Source organism: Paludibacterium sp. (genome assembly GCF_019232825.1).
GTDB lineage: Bacteria > Pseudomonadota > Gammaproteobacteria > Burkholderiales > Chromobacteriaceae > Paludibacterium.
In genome coordinates, this window is record NZ_JAFAND010000090.1 from 37,997 (window position 1) to 55,119 (window position 17,123).

Below are 17,123 nucleotides of genomic sequence, written 5' to 3' on the forward strand. Positions count from 1 at the left end.
TCCGACAGATTTGTGCGGCGCAAAAAGCAAAACGCCACCTCGTCGGTGGCGTTTCGCTGGCCTTGGGTGTGATTCAGTCGGCGTATTGACGCTTCATGCGCTCGCGCCGTTCCTGCGCTTCGACCGACAACGTAGCGGTCGGGCGGGCAATCAACCGTTTCAGGCCGATCGGTTCCCCGGTGTCTTCACAGAAACCGTAGGAGCCGTCCTCGATCTGACGCAGCGAAGCTTGAATCTTTTGCAGCAGCTTGCGCTCGCGGTCCCGGGTACGCAGTTCCAGCGCATATTCCTCTTCGAGGGTTGCGCGGTCAGCCGGGTCAGGGGTGGCCTCCTGCTCCTGCAGATGATTGGCAGTCGCGCTGGCGTTCACCAGCAGCTCTTGCTGCATCTGCAACAAACGGTCTTTAAAGAACTCAAGATGGTCGGCGTTCATATAATCGTCGCCGTCCCAGTTGAGGATATCCTGTTCGGTCAGCTTGGCCATAGTGGGTGCTTCCAGCTTAGAGTTGGCAGACAGGCGGAGAAGATTACCTACAGCACAGGCTTTGTGCAACTATCTCACTCAAGCCCTGTAACATTCCTGCTGCTGAAAACTTGTATAGCGTCATTCTGAGGCAGCTACAAGGTTTTTTGTCATAAAACAAAGGCGGCCGCCGTGGCCGCCTATTCATGCCTTCTTCTCCGGCTTATTTCAACGCCAGGATGCCTTTGACCAGCGTCTTGACATCGGCGTCGGAAACTTGGCTGTTCGGCGGCATCGGCACTTGGCCCCATACCCCGACGCCACCCGCCTTGACCTTGGCGATCAGCTTGGCTTCGGCGGATTTGTCGCCCTTGTATTTCTTGGCAACGTCTTTCCAAGCCGGGCCGACGACCTTGTGGTCGATCGAGTGACAGGCAAAACAACCATCCTTTTGCGCCATCGGCACGATGTCGGCCATGGCCGGCGCGATCATCACGCCACTAACGACCGCTGCCAGAAGGATTTTCTTCATCATCTGCATTTCTCCCTGTTTAGGTTTGCACAACCAGTCAATTTCGCAGAGTATGACAAATAACCATAAAAATTATACAAGAATCTTGAGTTGCATCAACAAACCGCTCTCCAACAAACGGACCGGCAACATCAAAATAACCTGAATAATCAAAAATAGAATGATCGGCGACAAGTCGACACCCCCCACCACCGCACGCCGGAAAGGGCGCAGGTAGGGACGCGTCAGGGAGTCGAGGATCGGCGCAAGCGGATTATAAGGATTGATCCAACTCATCACCGCCTGGACGATCACAGCGCCCATCAACAAGAACAGCGACTGCTTGAACAGGTAGAGCACGGTCAATAGCGCCAATGCCAGCAGCGTCTGCGGCGCGGCGAAATTGTACGGCAACGGGTTAAGGGCCAACACCAGCGCGTTGGCGATCATTCCCACGAACCATGCAGTCAGCAGCGTCGCCATATCGTAACTGCGAAAGCTCGGCACGACACGCCGCATCGGTAGCACGGCGAAGTTGGTGACCGCCATGACGAACTGGCACAACGGATGTCTGAACGGCGCGTGCGCGACCTGCAGATAGAAGCGCAAGAGCAGCACCAGCACGAAGAGGTCGGATAACGTCTTGATCAAGAACTGCAGCGTTTCGAAGATCATGTCAGTCCTGACTTAGCTGTTGGCCCATTTCAATGGAACGGGCGCGACAATCCATGGCGCCGGCGACAATCGCCGCCTTGACGTCCCCCTGGTCGAAGCGGGCGATAGCCCGTTCGGTCGCGCCCCCTTTCGAGGTCACGTTGCTGCGCAGCTGATCGATCGGCAGCGGCGACTGGCGCGCCAATGCGACCGCGCCGTCGAAGGTGTCCAGTACCAATGAGCGCGCCGCGTCATCGTCGAAGCCGACTTGGCGCGCAGCCTGCATCATTGCCTCGATGAAGTAGAAGACATACGCCGGACCGCTACCGCTGACGCAGGTAATGTCGTCCAACCCGCGTTCCTGATCCATCCAGACTACGGCGCCCACCGACGCAAGAATCGTCTGCGCCGCCTCCCGGTCAGCCAGCGACACCGCCGGCGCGGCAAAGAGCCCCGTCACGCCCTTGCCCACCATCGACGGCGTATTGGGCATGCTGCGCACAACGCGATCGCTGTCGAGCCAGCGCGCCAGCGCCTCGCTACGGATGCCGGCGGCGATCGATACCACCAACGCGCCGCCTAGGCGCGGGGCCAATTCCAGACACAGCGCTTTCAGCTGTTGCGGTTTGATGGCCAGCACGACCACATCCTGCGGCGTGAATTGCGCCGGCAAAGCCGTCAAACTCAGCGTACCGTATTGTGTGGCCAGTTTGTCCAGCTTGTCCTGATTGCGGTCCAGCACGCCGATGGTATAGCCCGGCTGCTGACAAAGTCCCGCGATAATGGCGGCGGCCATGTTGCCGCCACCGATAAAAGTAATCTGCATGGATCAATTCCCCATTTGTTTCTGGCTGTAATCGCGCGCGCCGAAAATGGCTGTGCCGATACGGACCATGGTGGCGCCTTGGCCAATTGCAAGACCCATATCCGACGACATGCCCATCGACAGCACATCCAGATCGAAACCCTCCTGCCGCAATCGATCGCGCAAATCGCGCAACAAGGCGAAACGGCGGGCCAACAGCGCCTCGTCCGGCGTCGGCTCGGGAATGCACATCAAGCCGCGCACGCGGACGTTGGGCAATGCCGCAATCTGACGCGCCAGCGTGCCGACCTCCTCGGGCGCACAGCCGCTTTTGCTGGCCTCCCCGGACACGTTGACCTGGATGCATAGATTCAATTGCGGCATGTGGTGCGGGCGCTGCGCGGACAGCCGCTCCGCAATCTTATGTCTATCTATCGAATGAACCCAGTGCGCATATTCTGCCACGATGCGCGTCTTGTTGGATTGAATCGGGCCGATAAAGTGCCACTCGATATCCAGATCCGCCAGCTGCGTTGCTTTGGCGGAAAATTCCTGCACGTAGTTTTCTCCGAAGGCGCGCTGGCCGGCAGCGTAGGCTTCGCGGATGGCGTCCGCGGGAAATGTTTTACTGACCGCGATCAGTTGTACGGCCCCGGCGGGCCGATTAGCCTCTGCTTCGGCGCCAACGATCTGTTGCCGGACCAGCTCCAGCGCCATTTTGACGGTTTGCGACATTGTCATTCCTGTCTGGGTTCTAAGGCCCCGGCAAACTGCGCCTTTGCCGGTGAGGAGATTATAAATGCAATTGACCGCGCTTCTTAAACACTGCGCCAGTCTACGCGCCTCCGATCTGCACCTGTCGCCACGGGAGCCGCCCATCATGCGCTTGCACGGCCAATTGCACCGTCTCGTCGGTCCGGCGCTGGAAGCCGAGTCATTGGCGGCGGCGCTGCTAGACTGGCTGCCTCAGACCGCGCGCGCGCGTCTCGCGGACGCGCTGGCTTGCGACTTCCGCCTTTCCGTTCCGGAAGGCACCTGCCGCGTGCATGTCTACCAGCAGCAGCATGGCCTCTCGGCGGCCATACGTCTGTTGCCGCCGGACATGCCGGATCTGGACGCCCTGGGTTTGCCGGCCACGGTAGCCGAGTGGGCGCAAGCCCCCCACGGGTTGATCTTGATCTGCGGCGCCACCGGCAGCGGCAAATCCACCACGTTGGCGGCACTGATCCATCGCATCAACCAACAGCGCGCTTGCCACATCCTCACCCTGGAGGATCCGATCGAATTTCAACATCGCGGCATCCGCGCGCTCGTGACGCAACGCGAGGCGGATACCACGCACGGCGGTTTCGCCGCTGTGTTACGCGCCGCGCTGCGAGAAGATCCGGACGTCATCATGGTCGGGGAGATGCGTGATCGGGAGACCGTTCGGCTGGCGCTAGAGGCCGCCGAGACCGGCCATCTCGTGCTCGCGACATTACACACGCGCAGTGCCGCTAGCGCCATCACACGGATTTGCGGCAGCTTTCCCACTGAAACGCAGCATGCAGTCAGATTGCAATTGGCGCAGTCGCTCCATGCGATCATCGCCCAGGCCTGGCTGCCTTGCAGGCGCAACTGTGGCCGGGTGCTGGCGCACGAGGTTCTGCTGGCGACACACGCTGTGCGCCATCTGATCCGCGAAAATCGCCTGGAGCAGATTGAAACGCTATTACAGACCGGCCAGCAGCAGGGCATGCACACGATGCGCCAATGTATCGACCACCTAGCCGCACTGCACGATATCGCCGTGGATTCGGCGCGCTGGAGCAGCGAATAAAAAACCGCCTGTTCCACGTGAAACAGGCGGCACCACTTTGAGCGAACCGTTTAGCGCGCGCTCAGCAGATTGGCCATGGCCACGTACTGTTCGACGCGAATATTTTCCGGACGCAATGTCGGATCGATGCCCAGCGCGGAAAAATCGCCATCCTCCAACGTACCCTTCAAGTTGTTGCGCAATGTCTTGCGCCGCTGCGCAAATGCCTGCGTCACCACCTTTTCCAGCACGCTCTCGTCAGCGGCGATGCCGCAACGACCCCGTGCGGGGATCATGCGCACCACAGCGGAGTCCACCTTGGGTGGTGGCCAAAACGCTTGCGGCGGCACGACAAATAGGTTTTCCATCTCAAACCGGTACTGCAGCATCACGCTCAGGCGCCCGTAATCGGCGCAGGAGGGTTCCGCGACCATCCGCTCGACCACTTCCTTCTGCAACATGAAATGCATATCGACCACCCGTTCACCAAAAGATGCCAGGTGAAACAACAAGGGGGTGGAAATGTTGTACGGCAGGTTGCCGACGATCTTGAACCGGCCCGGCACGGAGCAGAAATCGAATGCCAGGGCGTCACCTTCGTGGATCACCAACCGTTCGGCGGGATAATGCTGCTTTAACCGGGAAATGATATCGCGGTCGATCTCTACCACATGCAATTGGTGCAAACGATCGAGCAACGGCTGCGTCAAAGCACCCAAACCCGGGCCGATTTCGATGACAGTGTCGTCGGCAATGGGATGGACGGCATCGACAATGCTTTCGATAACATGCGCGTCTTGCAGGAAGTTTTGCCCGAAGCGTTTGCGGGGAATGTGTTGAGTCATGATGCACCAATCGTTGAGGCCGACATTTTACCCGCTAAGGCCCCGTATTGCCGAGACTTATTACCCGGCTTGCCAGGAAAACGCGCCGCCGGACGACCGCGCGATCAGCGCCGACAACGTGGCGCCCAACTCGCCGCCATCACGCGCATTGATCCAGGTGCCTTGCGGCGTCAGCTTGAAATGGAATCCGCCGCTTTTGGCCGCCACCCACATTTCCTGATTCGGCGCATGGCGGTTGATGATCATTTTTTCGCCCGAGTCGAATTCAATTTCCAGCACGCCGCCGTTCAGTTCATAATCGAGATCAAGCGCGCTGTCATCCAGCGCCGCCTGAAGCGAATACAGCAATGCATCGGTCAGATCGAGAAACTCGCTTTCGGTCATAGTTATTCCTTGGTCATGCGCTGCGACAAGGCGCTTTGTTAGTATCCTTATTTTGCCACAGCGGATTTCATTGTATGCGATACCTCGTTACTTCTCTGATTCTTGCAGGATGCCTGAGCGCATGCGGCTATAAAGGCCCGCTGTATCTGCCATCCAACAACCAACCAGCTCCCGCCGCCGCGAGCCAGCCGGCCGCAACCGTTCAACCCCATCAGGACGCCAGCCAGCCGTGAAGCCGACCCATTATCGCGAGAACGACCTCTATATCGAAGATTTGCCGCTTGCCGACATTGCCGCGCAGTACGGCACGCCTGCCTACGTGTATTCGCAAGATGCGTTAACCGCGGCATATGATGACTACCGCGCCGCGTTCGCCGAACTCGATCCGTTGCTGTGCTACGCGGTCAAGGCCAATTCGAACCTGTCGATACTGCGTCACTTCGCGCATCTCGGCGCCGGTTTCGACATCGTTTCCGGCGGCGAGCTGGCGCGCGTGCTAGCAGCTGGCGCCGATGCCGGCAAGGTCGTGTTTTCCGGTGTGGGTAAATCCGAAAGCGAAATGCTGGCCGCGCTGGACGCCGGCATCAAATGTTTCAATGTCGAGTCGCTCAACGAACTCTTGAAGCTCAACGCGGTGGCGGGGCTTGCCGGCAAGGTCGCGCCGATTTCACTGCGCGTGAACCCGGATGTCGACGCGCAAACCCATCCTTACATCTCCACCGGCCTCAAGGACAATAAATTCGGCATCGCCTACGATGCGGCGCTCGCCATCTATCAACAGGCACAATCGCTGCCCAACTTGCGCATTATCGGCATCGATTGCCATATCGGCTCGCAACTGACCGACGCCGCGCCGCTCATCGATGCGCTCGACCGGCTCTTGGCCTTGATCGACCAGCTGGCCAAGGCCGGCATCACCTTGCATCACCTGGATATCGGCGGCGGACTCGGCATCCGTTATCGCGATGAAACACCGCCGGATCTCGCCGCGTTCTCCACCGCGCTGGCCGAGCGTCTGCAAGGACGCGCCCTGCAGTTGGTAATGGAGCCGGGCCGCTCGCTGGTGGGCAATGCCGGCATTTTGCTGACCAAGGTGGAATACCTGAAGCTTGGCGAACACAAGAATTTTGCCGTGGTGGACGCGGCCATGAACGACCTCATGCGTCCTTCCCTTTATTCGGCTTATCACAGCATCCTGCCGGTGAAGCGCCACGCGCACCTGGTTCCGGTCACCGTCGACGTGGTCGGGCCCATCTGCGAATCCAGCGATTTTCTCGGCAAGGACCGGCAACTTGCGGTGGCGGAAGGCGAACTGCTGGCGATCATGTCCTGTGGCGCCTACGGCTCCACCATGGCCAGCAATTACAACACCCGTACCCGTGCGGCGGAAATCATGGTCAGCGGCGGCGATAGCCGCGTGATCCGCCAGCGGGAAACGCTCGAGCAGCTATTGGCCAACGAAAAAGCCTGTCTTGACTAAGAATCTCTGACAAAAGTACCGGCAAGGCATCCGCTCAGGTCTTGTAGCGTACATTCGCCGCAGGCAATGCACGTCTTGAGCGAATCCTAAGGCCGTGCGTTGCTTCGCGAACGCACGCTATCCAACCGCGAAATGTGTTCTGTTAGAGGTTCTAATTCTTGTTATTGACAAGTAATCTGACGAACAGGGGAAAGTCCACCATGCGCTTCGCCCGTCATCTGCAGGAACATAGCATTCATAATCCGTTTCCAGGTATCGTGCGCCTGGAACAGAAAATCGGCCGCGACATTATCACGCGCATCGGTTCCAACGAAAGTCAGCCGCTGCCGTCCCCTGCGCTGACCACGTTCTTGGGTGAAACGGCGGTCACAATGGCAAGCCTGTATCCCGATCCCTACGCGCACGACATCCGCCGTCTGGCCGCTGCGATCAACCTTGTGGACGAAAGCGAAGTCATTGTCGACAGCGGCGCGGACAGCTTGATCCTGTTGTCGCTGCGCTTGTGCTGCAATGTTGGCGATACAGTCATCACCAGCGCGGGCAGCTACCCGACGTTTCGCTACTTCGCCGAGGGGTGCGGTCAGCGCGTGGTGGAGGTCAGCCTGCAAAGCGGTACGGACGGCGCATTGCAAGCCGACCTCGGTGCGCTGGCCTTCAATGCGCATCAATACAAGGCCAGCCTGGTGTATTTAGCCAACCCGGACAATCCCACCGGCCACTATCATTCGCAAACCGAAATCGAACGTTTCCGCCAAAGCCTACCCGCGGACTGCGTTTTACTCTTGGACGAGGCCTATCTGGAGTTCGCCGAACCGCGCCACGCTGCGAGCCCGGTCATGGATAACACACTGCGGTTGCGTACCTTATCCAAAGCCTATGCGCTGGCGGGGCTGAGGGTTGGTTACGCTATCGCACCAGCTGAAGCGATAGCCAAAGCCGACGAGATCCGTCCGCAATTCGCCGTTTCCTCGTTAGCGCAACAGGCCGCTATTCTGGCCTTGCAAGCCCGAGAAGCCGCCGAATCTTTGCTTTCAACAACTATATCGCTCAGGGAAAAGCTGCGCGACGCGCTGTTGGCGCGCCGCTTACGGGTGCTCGATAGTCATACCAATTTCGTCAGCATCCCGTATCCCGACTCGCAAGCAGCCGAACAGGTGCAACGCCGTCTGTTCGCCATGGGGGTGGCCGTACATCGCCCCGCCCACCCCGCCACCAGCCATCTCATCCGTATAACCGCCCATCCCGCGGCGCTGGACGAAGCCATTCTCGACATGCTGATCCTTTGAACACGCCAACAAAAAGGGGGCATGCATGCCCCCTTTCAGGCTGTTGATTTAGTGGTTTGTAGCGGTCCCGGAGGACCCGGCAAAGCCGGGCCTCAGTGGCAACTTACTGATTTCGCAGCCTGATCATCGATTCCCACTCCCCCCGCCCTCTCCCTGAGAGGGGGTGCTCGCTTCGCGAGCATGGGTTTGTCAACACACTAAAAGGGGGCATGCATGCCCCCTTTGCAAACTACGCCACGGCATTACAAAGACGCCAAAACCGCCGCCGCCAGAGAAATAGTTTCCTCGATCAACGAATCGCTGTGCGCGTCGGAAACAAAACCCGCCTCAAAAGCCGACGGCGCAAGGTAAACGCCCTTTTCCAGCATGCCATGGAAGAAACGTCGGAAAGCGGCAACATCGCAAGCCGATACCTCTGCAAACGATGCGGGAACGCGCTCGGCCATATACAGACCGAACATGCCGCCGACGCTATCGGCGCACATCGGCACGCCGGCGGCGCGAGCGGCGCTGCTGATGCCTTGCGCCAAGCGCGCGGTGCGCTTGCTCAACTCGGCATGAAAGCCAGGCCGTTGAATCAAGCGCAAGGTAGTCAACCCAGCAGCGACCGCCAACGGATTCCCAGACAGCGTCCCCGCCTGATACACCGGCCCCAGCGGCGCGATGCAAGCCATGATGTCGGTTCGGCCACCGAACGCGGCGAGCGGCATGCCGCCCCCGACCACCTTGCCCAGCGTGGTCATATCCGGCGTGATGCCGTGCAGGTGCTGCGCGCAATGCAAATCGACGCGGAAGCCGGTCATCACTTCGTCGTAGATCAACACCGCGCCATGCTGGGCGGTGAGCGCGCGCAAAGCATGCACAAACGCTTCGCTTGGCTTGACCAGGTTCATATTGCCGGCAAACGGCTCCAGGATGACGCACGCGATCGTTTCGCCGATCTCCTCGAACGTCCGTTGCAGCTGTTCGACGTTGTTGTACTCCAACACCAGCGTGTGCTTGGTGAAATCTTGCGGTACACCGCCCGAAGAAGGCGTGCCGAAGGTCAAGAGACCGGAGCCCGCCTTCACCAGCAGGCTATCGGAATGACCGTGATAACAACCCTCGAACTTGACGATGGTATCGCGGCCCGTATAGCCGCGCGCCAGCCGGATCGCGCTCATCGTCGCTTCGGTGCCGGAGGATACCAGCCGTACTTGCTCGATCGACGGCACCAGACGGCAGATTTCTTCCGCCAGATCAACCTCTCCGGCCGTCGGCGCACCGAAGGATAGGCCTCCCGTGGCCGCCTCTTGAACAGCGGACACAACTTCCGGATGGGCATGACCCAGAATCGCCGGTCCCCAGGAACCGACGTAATCGATAAAGCGCTGGTCATCGGCATCCCACACGTACGGCCCCGTGGCGCGAACGATGAAGCGCGGCGTGCCGCCCACCGAGCCGAAAGCCCGAACCGGCGAGTTCACTCCGCCGGGAATGCGCAGCTTGGCGCGGTCAAACAACTGCTGATTGCGCGACATGATGAATCCTGTCTTCTATACACGTTATTCGGAATGGTCCACCCAACTGGCGTACGGATGATCCGCCAGCCAAGCGTTGGTGAAACGCCCATCGGCCGTCACTTCGCCGCCAAGCCAATCCGGACTGGCGAACGGCGTCTGCTCGCTCGGCAATTCGATCTCCGCCAATACCAAGCCGGCATTGGCGCCAAAAAATTCATCCACTTCCCAGATCATGCCCGCGTGGGTCAAACGAGTACGTTGTTTGTCCACTTGCATCGGACACATAACATTCAATATCTCTTCAGCGTCTTTGAGTGGAATATCGTATTCAAACTCATAACGCGACGTATCGGTAAGCTTGGCCTTGATCGTCAGCCAAGCCTGGTCTCCCACCACGCGCACCCGTACCGTGCGTGCCGGGTCGACCGACAAATACCCCTGGCGATAGCGTTCCGTTTTCCCCTGGCCACGCCAGCCATCGCCGTTAACCAAGAAACGGCGTTCAATCTCCATGCCCATTTTTCAACTCGCCTAAAATGGCTTGACCACCACCAAAAGAATAATGGCCAACAAAAGAAACGTCGGAATCTCATTGAATACGCGAAACCACACATGCGTGCGACGATTCCGTCCAGCGGCAAAATCGTGGTACAGACGCCCGCAGTACCACTGATAACCCAACAGCAGCAGCACCAAGGCGAGTTTTGCGTGCATCCAACCGCCGCCAATGCCGTAGCCCAGCCACAACGCGACGCCAAAAATAACCGTCAGCAACGATAACGGCAGCATGAAACGATACAGTTTGCGGGCCATGACCAACAGGCGTTGATACTCCGCGCCGGGATCGGCCAGCGCCAGATTGACGAACAGCCGTGGCAGATAGAACAGGCCGGCAAACCAGGAAACCACGAAAAAAATATGAAGCGCCTTGACGAACAAATAACCCAAAATTGCCTCCCGCATCGATCGTAGAGCGATCCATGCCCTCGCGCCGGTTAGAATGCCGTTTTAGATTTCGACCATTTCGAAATCATCTTTGTGTGCGCCGCACTCGGGGCAGGTCCAGTTAGGGGGAACATCTTCCCAACGCGTGCCTGGCGCAATGCCATCCTCGGGGTGGCCGGATGCTTCGTCGTAGATGAAACCGCAAATCAGACACATCCAAGTGCGCATTTGTCTTCCCTTTGTAAGTTAGAATGACAATTCTATATCCAGACTGGATGGAGGTTAACCTTGGCAGGCAAAAACACGCAGGTGGAAGTTCCACCGGTAGTCATGACTCTGGCCGGCTCCGATCCAAGCAGCGGCGCCGGCATCCAGGCGGACATTTTGACGCTCGCAAGCCTGGGATGCCACCCCCTGTCCGTCATCACGGCGCTCACCATCCAGGATAGCGCCAGCGTGCACGATCTGATGGTGCTCGACGCCGACTGGGTCAACGATCAGGCACGTCTGCTTCTGGAAGACATGCCGATCGCCGCCTTCAAGGTCGGCCTGATCGGCAGCGTCGAAAACGTGGCGGTTATCGCTCAACTCGCCGCCGATTATCCCGACATTCCCCTGATTCTCGATCCCGTGTTGGCCAGTGGGGGCGGCGACAGTTTTGCCGACGACGATCTCATCGACGCCATGCGCGACATCCTGTTGCCGCAGGTAACCATCCTGACGCCCAACAGCATCGAGGCGCGCCGGCTTGCCAGCAACGACCCCGATGAAGAGGACGATCTGACGCTTGACGAATGCGCGTCGCGCCTGCTGACGCTCGGCACGGAATATGTCTTGATTACCGGCACGCATGAGAATACCGCTGACGTCATCAACACCCTGTACACCAGTGACGGTACGGCGCGCGCTCAGCATTGGGAGCGACTGCCCGCAAGCTACCACGGCTCGGGCTGCACACTCGCTTCGGCGCTTGCCGGCATGCTGGCCTGCGGCGCCCCCGTGCTGGAAGCCGTCAACGACGCTCAGGAATATACCTATCAGACATTATTGAACGCCTATCGCCCGGGCATGGGACAACATATTCCCGACCGCATGTTCTGGGCGCGCGATATGGATGACGATGAACAAGCGCCATAACGTCCGCGGCCTTTACGCCATCACACAAGATGTTGACGACGACAACCATCTTGCCGGACAGGCGCGCCTGGTATTGCAAGGCGGCGCCAGCGTGCTGCAATACCGCAGCAAATCGTCCGACGGCCGCTTGAAATACCGGCAGGGACGGCTTCTAAAAACCTTGTGTCGCGAATTTGGCGCGCTGTTCATCGTCAATGACGATCTGGATCTAACGATCAAGCTCAAAGCCGACGGCGTTCATCTCGGCCATAACGACATGACCGTTCGCCAGGCCCGCGTGGCGCTCGGCGCAAACTGCATCATTGGCGCTTCCTGCTACAACAGCCTGGTGATCGCGCATAAGGCCAAACAGGACGGCGCCGATTATTTGGCCTTTGGCACCGTGTTTCCTTCCCTCACCAAACCGGGAGCCGTCCACGCGCCGCTTGAGCTGTTTGCCCAAGCCCGCGTTCTTGAACGGCCCCTCGTCGCCATCGGCGGCATCCATGCCGGCAACGCGCAAAGCGTCATTCAAGCAGGCGCGGATGCATTAGCAGTCATTAACGGCCTATTTGCGCAACCCGACCCCACCGAGGCCGCTTCTGCGATTGCTCGGCTATTCACCATCTGACAAACGCGCATCGATCAAGGCGACAATGCGCTGGCTGGCGCCGCGATGCATCTGGCTGAAAGCCAGACCAGCAAGCCCCATGCGCTGACGGCTTTCCGTATCGGCAAGCAATTGTTTGATTACGACAACCAATTCCTTTGCATCCGCGACTTGGCGAGCCGCGCCGCAGTCGAACGCTTTTTGACTGGCGTCGGAGAAGTTGAAACACGAAGGTCCTATCAGCACCGGCTTGCCAACGCTGGCCGGCTCGATCAAGTTCTGCCCGCCGAGCGGCAGGAGACTGCCGCCGATGAACACCAGATCGGCAGCATGATAATAGGCGAACATCTCTCCCATGCTGTCGCCAACCCACACCTGCGTATCCGGTGAGACCGGCTGTTCGTCGCCACGCATCTGCACCTTGAAACCCTGCGACTGCGCGAGCTCAGCCACTTCGGAGAAGCGTTCCGGATGGCGCGGCACCATCACAAGCAACGCCGACGAAGCGTTGGCCCGCCACGCGGCCAAAATCAGCGCTTCCTCTCCTTCACGGGTGCTAGCGCATACGACAACGGGGCGATCGCCCAAACGTTGCTTGAACATAACGCCTAATTGAGCCTGCTCGGCCGGCGGCGTGATGTCGTACTTGGTATTGCCGCATACCTGCGGCTCGGCCGCGCCAAGCGCGGCAAGCCTTGCGGCATCTTCAGCCGTCTGCGCCGCAATGGCGGTCAACTGGCGCAAAGCCGGGCGGATCAAGCCGATGAATCGCCGGTAGCCACGATAGGATTTATCCGACAGCCTGGCGTTGGCCAGAAACAACGGCACGGCCAAGTGGTCCGCGGCCGCGATCAAATTGGGCCAAAGCTCAGTTTCCATCAACACGCCGAAGCGTGGACGGTACGCCCGCAAAAAGGCGCGCACCGCCTTTGGATAGTCATAAGGGAGATAGCGAATTTCAGCGATATCACCGTACAGGGCCTCGGCGCAGGCCCTGCCGGTCGGCGTCATCTGCGTGATCAACAGGGGGGCGTCTTGCCAGCGTGTGCGCAATGCGTGTATCAACGGCAGCGCCGCGCGCGTTTCACCGACGGATACCGCGTGGATCCAGATGACGCCTTGGCGGCCACTCGGTGCCGCGCGGCCGAACCGTTCGTCCCAATGCGCTAAATAAGCCGGCGCTTTTTGGCCGCGACGGCGCAGATAACGGCGGATAAACGGCGTCGCCAGCCACCACAACAACGAATAGAGCACGCGCCACATCAGCCAAAGCCTCCACGTCCGGTCAACGCGGCCAATACCGCGTCCACCGAAGGCATTTGTCCGATACCACCGATATTGACCGCACAGGACGTTTCGCAAACCCCAGTGAGCTGGGGATCGGTATCGGTATAGATGGCGACCTGCGGCACATCCAGCGCATTGGCCAGATGACTCAAGCCGGTATCCACGCCGACCACCGCTTTGGCATGACCCAACGCGCTCGCCGCTTCAATGAGCGTCATGCGCGGCGCCACCATGGCGTGAGAAAGCGCACCGGCCAAGCGCATCGCGCGCTGGCGCTCTTTTTCGTTCCCCCAGGGAAAGACCGCCGTCAGTCCATGGTCCGCATAGAGCCTGCGTGCCAAGTCGATCCAATGAGACTCCGGCCACTCCTTGCTGGCGCGACTGGTTGCGTGAAGCAACATTACATAACCATCCGCCGGCAACCAATCGGCACGCTCTCCCGGGGTGATGCCGAACTTTGCCTCGCCATCGACGCTATAACCAAATGCTTGGGCAAATAGCTGACGATTGCGCGCAACCGCCGATTGCCGGCGTTCGACGCGATAGGTCTTGCTATACAACAGGCTGGCCAACGGCTCGCGGCTGCTTCGCCAATCGAAGCCCGCAATCGGCCCGCCGGCCATGCGCGCAGGGATGGCGCTCTTAAGCAACCCCTGCGAATCAATCACGACATCCCAATGCTCGGCCCGCAGCTGTTGTTTCATCTGTCGGATCTCATGCCAGGTGCCCGGCGACAGAATATGTTGACGCCAGCGCCGCCAAGCCAAGGGAATAACCGTATTCACGGCCGGATGCAGCGTGGCGATATCGGCAAAATTTTCTTCCGCGAGCCAGCTGAGGTTGAGATTGGGGTAGTGCTTGACCAATTCGGTAATGGCAGGCCAGGTGTGTATCAGGTCTCCCATCGACGAGGTCCGCACAATCAAGACTTTCATCATGGGCGGCATTGTATACGAGCGGACAAGTGGTTAACCACGCCGTTTTCGTCTTATTGAACTGTGCGTAACTCACCGTAACGGCGGCCGTGTCAATTTATCCACATGCTGTCCCTGCGATGCCAGGTTATCCACCCCCTCAGGTATGAACAAGACAACATCCTGATCTGACATGGAAATCCGATGTTACCCACAGCTATGACTAGGCTTCATCTCAATCATCAATTTTAAAAAGGGCATAATAGTTAACAGTTCCTGGCAAAATGGCATGCGAAAAATCCATGCACAATAGACAACAGGTCAACCGCAACGAGCCTGTGTATAAGCTACCGTTTTTCCACAGCACACTATTTATCCACAAGCCATCCGCTGTCAAAACATACTGCTGAACACAGGAAATAGATTGTTGCAACTATATGAAATGTAAAAAAAATAGGCTGTTGTCCACAGCCTGTTGCATCCTTCTACTAGTCTCATCAAATATAAAAAGGGCTACAAGATACAATGCGGCACTCTCTCAGCGTCGTTGTGATTACCCTCAATGCTGCAGCACATCTTGAGCAATGCTTGCAAAGCTGCAACTTCGCCGACGAGATCGTCGTGGTCGATTCCGGCAGCACGGATGGGACACAGCAAATTGCCGAACGCCATGGCGCCCGTTTTCTGCAACAACCGTGGCTTGGCTTCGGCCCTCAGAAACAGTTTGCTGTCGCGCAGGCTTCACACGATTGGGTTCTGTGTTTGGATGCGGATGAGTGGCTGTCGATAGAATTAATAAGTAATATCAATGATATATTGAGTTATCCACAGCACGAAAGCTATCATTTCCCCCGTTGCAACAAATTCATGGGGCGCTTTCTGCGCCATGGCGAGGGTTACCCGGATCTCTGCTTACGCCTCTTCGACCGGCGCAAGGCCAACTGGTCGGACGACCTTGTCCATGAATACGTGCAGAGCCAAACCAAGCCAGGCCGGCTGCGTGGCGATTTGATGCATGAATCGGGCGAGGATATTGAACGGTATCTCGCCAAGCAAAATCGCTATACCAGCTTACAGGCCAGACAGCTCTACGAACGCCGTAAACGGGTTTCCGTGGCCAAGATGCTGTTAAGCCCGTTGATTCGCTTCTTCAAGTTCTATGTTGTCCGTCAAGGATGGCGAGACGGTTTGCCCGGGCTTGTGCATATCTCGATCGGTTGCATCAACTCATTTATCAAGTATGCAAAGCTGCGTGAGCTTTACCGCTTGGAGCAACAATCATGAGGGTGTTAGTTACCGGCGCTGCAGGATTTATCGGACGCGCCGTTTGCGAGGCGTTGCTCGATACCGGCCAATATTCGGTATGGGCTGTGGATAATTTGAGTGATTACTACGACGTTTCGCTGAAACAAGCCCGTTTATCCACTTTAGCGGGACGTGAGGGCTTCTTCTTTCAACAGATGGACATCGCGGATGCCGCAGCCCTGGAAAACCTGTTTAAAGCCGAGGAAATCGATTATGTGATCCACCTGGCGGCGCAAGCGGGGGTGCGTTATTCCCTGGCGCATCCACAGGCATTTGCGCAGACCAATTTGCTTGGCATGGCAAATCTGCTCGATTTGTGTCATCGCTACGCCGTCAAACATTTGCTGTTTGCCAGTTCGAGTAGCGTGTACGGCCAAAACGGCAAACTGCCGTTCGCCGAGGATGATCGTACCGATTACCCGGTCAGTTTTTATGCCGCCACCAAAAAGGCTGGCGAAATCATGGCGTACAGCTATGCGCACATGCATCGCCTGCCAATTACCGCGATGCGGTTTTTTACGGTGTATGGTCCATGGGGACGCCCCGACACCGCTCCCTGGTTGTTTACAGAATCTATTATTAATGGAAATGAAGTTAAGATATTTAATAATGGTGATCTGCAGCGCGATTTCATTTACATCGACGATCTTGTCGCCGGTATCCTCCAAGTGATGCGCCACGTTCCCGACACGGCCGTGCCTTTTGCGTTGTTCAATATCGGCAACAACAACCCGATCAAATTGATGGATTTTATTCAGTGCATCGAAAAGGCCTGCGGCCGCAAGGCGAACAAGGTTTATCTACCGATGCAGGAAGGGGACGTGCCGGTGACTTATGCCGATACCAGTCGGCTAGGCGCCGTCACGGGGTTTTCGCCGACCACGTCGCTGGAAGAGGGGATGCGTCGTTTCGTTTCTTGGTATCGTGAATTTCATCATCTATGAATTGATACCGATTGCCGGGACGCTAAGGCATCTACAGGCGTTCCAATGGTTTTTTTATACCCGTGCCTTGCCGGTAGGTAGATCGTTGAATAGCGCGCCTTGCTGAAGGTGGGATTTTACTGCTGATATAGACAAACCCATGCTCGCGAAGCGAGCGCTCCCTCTCAGGGAGAGGGCAGGGGGAGTGGGAATCGATGGGCAGGCTGCGAAATCAGTCAGTTGTCACTGAGGCCCGGCTTTGCCGGGGCCTCCGCAACCGCTGCAAACCACTTAA

Annotated in this window: 21 protein-coding genes; 8 read left to right on the forward strand and 13 right to left on the reverse strand. The window is 58.1% G+C overall.

Going from position 1 to position 17,123, the window contains the following annotated elements; translation table 11 throughout:
• Positions 1-73 precede the first annotated feature (73 nt).
• From dksA to JOZ06_RS11425, 5 genes are all read right to left on the reverse strand, one after another.
• Positions 74-484 (reverse strand): RNA polymerase-binding protein DksA, encoded by a 411-nt coding sequence (gene dksA / locus JOZ06_RS11405; RefSeq protein ID WP_133683455.1) that lies wholly within the window; start codon positions 482-484, stop codon positions 74-76.
• A 202-nt stretch (positions 485-686) separates the two neighbouring features.
• Positions 687-995 carry a c-type cytochrome gene (locus tag JOZ06_RS11410; protein WP_293232598.1) on the reverse strand — a complete coding sequence of 103 codons (309 nt, stop codon included), beginning with the start codon at positions 993-995 and terminating at the stop codon, positions 687-689.
• A 72-nt stretch (positions 996-1,067) separates the two neighbouring features.
• Complete coding sequence (locus JOZ06_RS11415) at positions 1,068-1,649, reverse strand: YggT family protein (RefSeq protein WP_293232480.1); 582 nt, start codon at positions 1,647-1,649, stop codon at positions 1,068-1,070.
• A gap of 1 nt (position 1,650) precedes the next feature.
• On the reverse strand, positions 1,651-2,454 hold the full coding sequence (gene proC / locus JOZ06_RS11420; RefSeq protein WP_293232482.1) for a pyrroline-5-carboxylate reductase: 804 nt from the start codon (positions 2,452-2,454) through the stop codon (positions 1,651-1,653).
• A gap of 3 nt (positions 2,455-2,457) precedes the next feature.
• A complete protein-coding gene (locus JOZ06_RS11425; RefSeq protein ID WP_293232484.1) occupies positions 2,458-3,168 on the reverse strand; it encodes a YggS family pyridoxal phosphate-dependent enzyme in 711 nt (236 codons plus the stop codon).
• Between the two features lie 64 nt (positions 3,169-3,232).
• Here JOZ06_RS11425 and JOZ06_RS11430 point away from each other — a divergent pair, with 64 nt between their 5' ends.
• Positions 3,233-4,252: a PilT/PilU family type 4a pilus ATPase gene (locus tag JOZ06_RS11430; protein ID WP_293232486.1), complete on the forward strand. Its 1,020-nt coding sequence runs from the start codon at positions 3,233-3,235 to the stop codon at positions 4,250-4,252.
• 50 nt (positions 4,253-4,302) lie between these two features.
• Here JOZ06_RS11430 and rsmA read toward each other — a convergent pair whose 3' ends face one another.
• Together rsmA and cyaY are read right to left on the reverse strand one after the other, a co-directional pair.
• The gene (gene rsmA / locus JOZ06_RS11435; RefSeq protein ID WP_293232488.1) at positions 4,303-5,076 is read right to left on the reverse strand and encodes a 16S rRNA (adenine(1518)-N(6)/adenine(1519)-N(6))-dimethyltransferase RsmA; all 774 of its coding nucleotides are present in this window, start codon (positions 5,074-5,076) and stop codon (positions 4,303-4,305) included.
• 60 nt (positions 5,077-5,136) lie between these two features.
• Complete coding sequence (gene cyaY, locus JOZ06_RS11440) at positions 5,137-5,460, reverse strand: iron donor protein CyaY (RefSeq protein ID WP_293232490.1); 324 nt, start codon at positions 5,458-5,460, stop codon at positions 5,137-5,139.
• Between the two features lie 74 nt (positions 5,461-5,534).
• On the opposite strand from cyaY, the gene JOZ06_RS20690 reads away from it, so the two are divergent.
• From JOZ06_RS20690 to JOZ06_RS11450, 3 genes are all read left to right on the forward strand, one after another.
• Positions 5,535-5,693 carry a lipoprotein gene (locus tag JOZ06_RS20690; protein WP_366515119.1) on the forward strand — a complete coding sequence of 53 codons (159 nt, stop codon included), beginning with the start codon at positions 5,535-5,537 and terminating at the stop codon, positions 5,691-5,693.
• Complete coding sequence (gene lysA, locus JOZ06_RS11445) at positions 5,690-6,940, forward strand: diaminopimelate decarboxylase (protein WP_293232492.1); 1,251 nt, start codon at positions 5,690-5,692, stop codon at positions 6,938-6,940. The genes JOZ06_RS20690 and lysA overlap by 4 nt, the downstream gene beginning before the upstream one ends.
• A gap of 200 nt (positions 6,941-7,140) precedes the next feature.
• Positions 7,141-8,226, forward strand: a complete 1,086-nt coding sequence (locus JOZ06_RS11450) for a histidinol-phosphate transaminase (protein WP_293232494.1) — start codon at positions 7,141-7,143, stop codon at positions 8,224-8,226.
• A 242-nt stretch (positions 8,227-8,468) separates the two neighbouring features.
• Here JOZ06_RS11450 and hemL read toward each other — a convergent pair whose 3' ends face one another.
• From hemL to JOZ06_RS11470, 4 genes are read right to left on the reverse strand one after another with little or no spacing between them, the layout of a single operon-like run.
• Positions 8,469-9,746, reverse strand: coding sequence for a glutamate-1-semialdehyde 2,1-aminomutase (gene hemL / locus JOZ06_RS11455; protein WP_293232496.1), 1,278 nt, complete (start codon positions 9,744-9,746; stop codon positions 8,469-8,471).
• Positions 9,747-9,770: 24 nt separating this feature from the next.
• The gene (locus tag JOZ06_RS11460; RefSeq protein WP_293232498.1) at positions 9,771-10,247 is read right to left on the reverse strand and encodes a CYTH domain-containing protein; all 477 of its coding nucleotides are present in this window, start codon (positions 10,245-10,247) and stop codon (positions 9,771-9,773) included.
• A gap of 12 nt (positions 10,248-10,259) precedes the next feature.
• Positions 10,260-10,676 (reverse strand): CopD family protein, encoded by a 417-nt coding sequence (locus JOZ06_RS11465; RefSeq protein WP_293232500.1) that lies wholly within the window; start codon positions 10,674-10,676, stop codon positions 10,260-10,262.
• Positions 10,677-10,736: 60 nt separating this feature from the next.
• A complete protein-coding gene (locus JOZ06_RS11470; protein WP_293232502.1) occupies positions 10,737-10,901 on the reverse strand; it encodes a rubredoxin in 165 nt (54 codons plus the stop codon).
• Positions 10,902-10,961: 60 nt separating this feature from the next.
• Here JOZ06_RS11470 and JOZ06_RS11475 point away from each other — a divergent pair, with 60 nt between their 5' ends.
• Together JOZ06_RS11475 and thiE are read left to right on the forward strand one after the other, a co-directional pair.
• Complete coding sequence (locus tag JOZ06_RS11475; RefSeq protein WP_293232504.1) at positions 10,962-11,810, forward strand: hydroxymethylpyrimidine/phosphomethylpyrimidine kinase; 849 nt, start codon at positions 10,962-10,964, stop codon at positions 11,808-11,810.
• Positions 11,794-12,420, forward strand: a complete 627-nt coding sequence (gene thiE / locus JOZ06_RS11480; protein WP_293232506.1) for a thiamine phosphate synthase — start codon at positions 11,794-11,796, stop codon at positions 12,418-12,420. The genes JOZ06_RS11475 and thiE overlap by 17 nt, the downstream gene beginning before the upstream one ends.
• On the opposite strand, the gene waaA is transcribed toward thiE, so the two are convergent.
• Together waaA and waaC are read right to left on the reverse strand one after the other, a co-directional pair.
• Complete coding sequence (gene waaA / locus JOZ06_RS11485; RefSeq protein ID WP_366814705.1) at positions 12,406-13,662, reverse strand: lipid IV(A) 3-deoxy-D-manno-octulosonic acid transferase; 1,257 nt, start codon at positions 13,660-13,662, stop codon at positions 12,406-12,408. The two genes, thiE and waaA, sit on opposite strands and share 15 nt — an antisense overlap.
• The gene (waaC, locus tag JOZ06_RS11490) at positions 13,662-14,633 is read right to left on the reverse strand and encodes a lipopolysaccharide heptosyltransferase I (RefSeq protein ID WP_366814707.1); all 972 of its coding nucleotides are present in this window, start codon (positions 14,631-14,633) and stop codon (positions 13,662-13,664) included. Before waaC ends, waaA begins: the two co-directional genes overlap by 1 nt.
• 492 nt (positions 14,634-15,125) lie before the next feature.
• Here waaC and JOZ06_RS11495 point away from each other — a divergent pair, with 492 nt between their 5' ends.
• Together JOZ06_RS11495 and JOZ06_RS11500 are read left to right on the forward strand one after the other, a co-directional pair.
• On the forward strand, positions 15,126-15,884 hold the full coding sequence (locus JOZ06_RS11495) for a glycosyltransferase family 2 protein (RefSeq protein WP_293232510.1): 759 nt from the start codon (positions 15,126-15,128) through the stop codon (positions 15,882-15,884).
• Positions 15,881-16,849, forward strand: a complete 969-nt coding sequence (locus JOZ06_RS11500) for an SDR family NAD(P)-dependent oxidoreductase (RefSeq protein ID WP_293232511.1) — start codon at positions 15,881-15,883, stop codon at positions 16,847-16,849. Before JOZ06_RS11495 ends, JOZ06_RS11500 begins: the two co-directional genes overlap by 4 nt.
• Positions 16,850-17,123: the final 274 nt, after the last annotated feature.